Here is a 1,371-nt window from a genome sequence, read left to right on the forward strand (position 1 = left end):
GACGACGAAGATTCCTTATCTAGTAAGATTAAAGCTTGCTCAAATAGACGATCCATGGGCGTTTTTTGCCCATCGATAATGGGTCGGGTAATGATTTTCTGTGCCCACGCCTCTTGATAAAAGGTGTCGCCTAGCTCGATTTTTAAGCTAAGAAAACGAACAATATCTTGCTCTTGCTGAAACCCGTTGGCGCTTGCTTCGCTCACACCGGTTTCAATGAATGGCGTCCATTGTGTCTCTGACCATGCCTGTGTGCGCTCAGTGTGGGTCTGTAGATGCGTTTTGTAGGCTTGATACTGCTTTGGCAGTGATAGATTCAAGAGAGCGGCATACTGCGCCTCGCTCAGAGCACGCGGCAATGGCGGACAGGTGGCGCTCTCTGCTGCTTCTGGACACAAGGGGAGGGTTTCTCCCTCGGTATCATTGAGTGTACCGAACAGTGCATATTTAAACGGCCCGCTTAATGCGAGCTTTTCAGTGTCTGACGAGGCGTGCCACAACGCTTGAAACACTTGCCTATCGAACAATCGCAGCAATACGGTTTGTTGGTAGGTATCTTTAACTTGTATCCACGTTTGCCAAAAACGCTTCGCGCGAATGAATAGACTCTCCTCATCTTGGTTGATAAGCGAGTCATCAAACACAAAGGCGATGCCCCAGTTCGGCTGCTCTTCACTCAGCGCTACAAGCCAGTCAATGCTGGGATTGACCAGCAAGTAAGGCGATAGCGAATGGTGGGTGTCTCCCATTTCGCCCCAGTACAACCGATGCGTCGCGAGCGCGTCGTCATCGATTGCTTGGAAGACTTGCGGACACACCGCCGCATCAACCACCGCGCAAAACGGTGCTGATAACCTATTGATTAGTGCATTCTCGGACGCTTGATTAGGCATCATATTTACTCTGTGATCAGTGTGGCGCGGCCTTCAATGCCTAACCATCCGCGGGTGGTGTATTTTGTTTTGAGCAACTCATCGCCTTTGTGCTTGTTATAAAACACAGTAATGGCTTTTTTTACCGGAAAAATAGCCAGCAAACGCTCAAATTCCGGATGTTGATAAAACTTATCGCCTAAGTAAAAGCGTGTATAAGCAAATGTCTCCCACTCGTTTCGTGTCGCATTGGGATATTTTTCACTGGCAATGTGCAGGCCTTCGATAAAGCAGTTTTTAACGTTTTGTCTTTTCAGTAACCATGCGTAATTAGGGGCTAAGTCCTGAGAGATCCCCTCATAAATCCGCCAATGCATAGCCCTCTTTTAAGAGCTGCTGGGCTAGAACCACAGCCGCAGCTAAGAAGTGTTGAGTTATAATTTCGTAGTCTGGTCGCCTGAGGACTTCCATACCTAACCGGACGATAGACAGGACATTA

General features: G+C 48.2%; 2 protein-coding genes and 1 pseudogene. All 3 read right to left on the reverse strand.

What is annotated here, in order from left to right; translation table 11 throughout:
- A partial coding sequence (locus tag DZ54_RS0117395) for a DUF4123 domain-containing protein (protein WP_025675508.1) occupies positions 1-896 on the reverse strand: 896 nt, incomplete at its 3' end.
- A gap of 2 nt (positions 897-898) precedes the next feature.
- Entirely contained in the window at positions 899-1,249 is a 351-nt protein-coding gene (locus DZ54_RS0117400; RefSeq protein ID WP_025675509.1) for a hypothetical protein, read from the reverse strand.
- Positions 1,230-1,371, reverse strand: a pseudogene (locus tag DZ54_RS26570) (IS4 family transposase); the annotation flags it as partial. The gene DZ54_RS0117400 and the pseudogene DZ54_RS26570, both read right to left, overlap by 20 nt.

The sequence above is a fragment of the Salinivibrio socompensis S35 genome (assembly GCF_000513715.1).
Classification (GTDB): Bacteria; Pseudomonadota; Gammaproteobacteria; order Enterobacterales; family Vibrionaceae; genus Salinivibrio; species Salinivibrio socompensis.

Coding starts and splice junctions, on each gene's coding strand:
- DZ54_RS0117400 (WP_025675509.1), bottom strand. CDS start 1,249: ATGCATTGGCGGATTTATGAGGGGATCTCTCAGGACTTAGCCCCTAAT.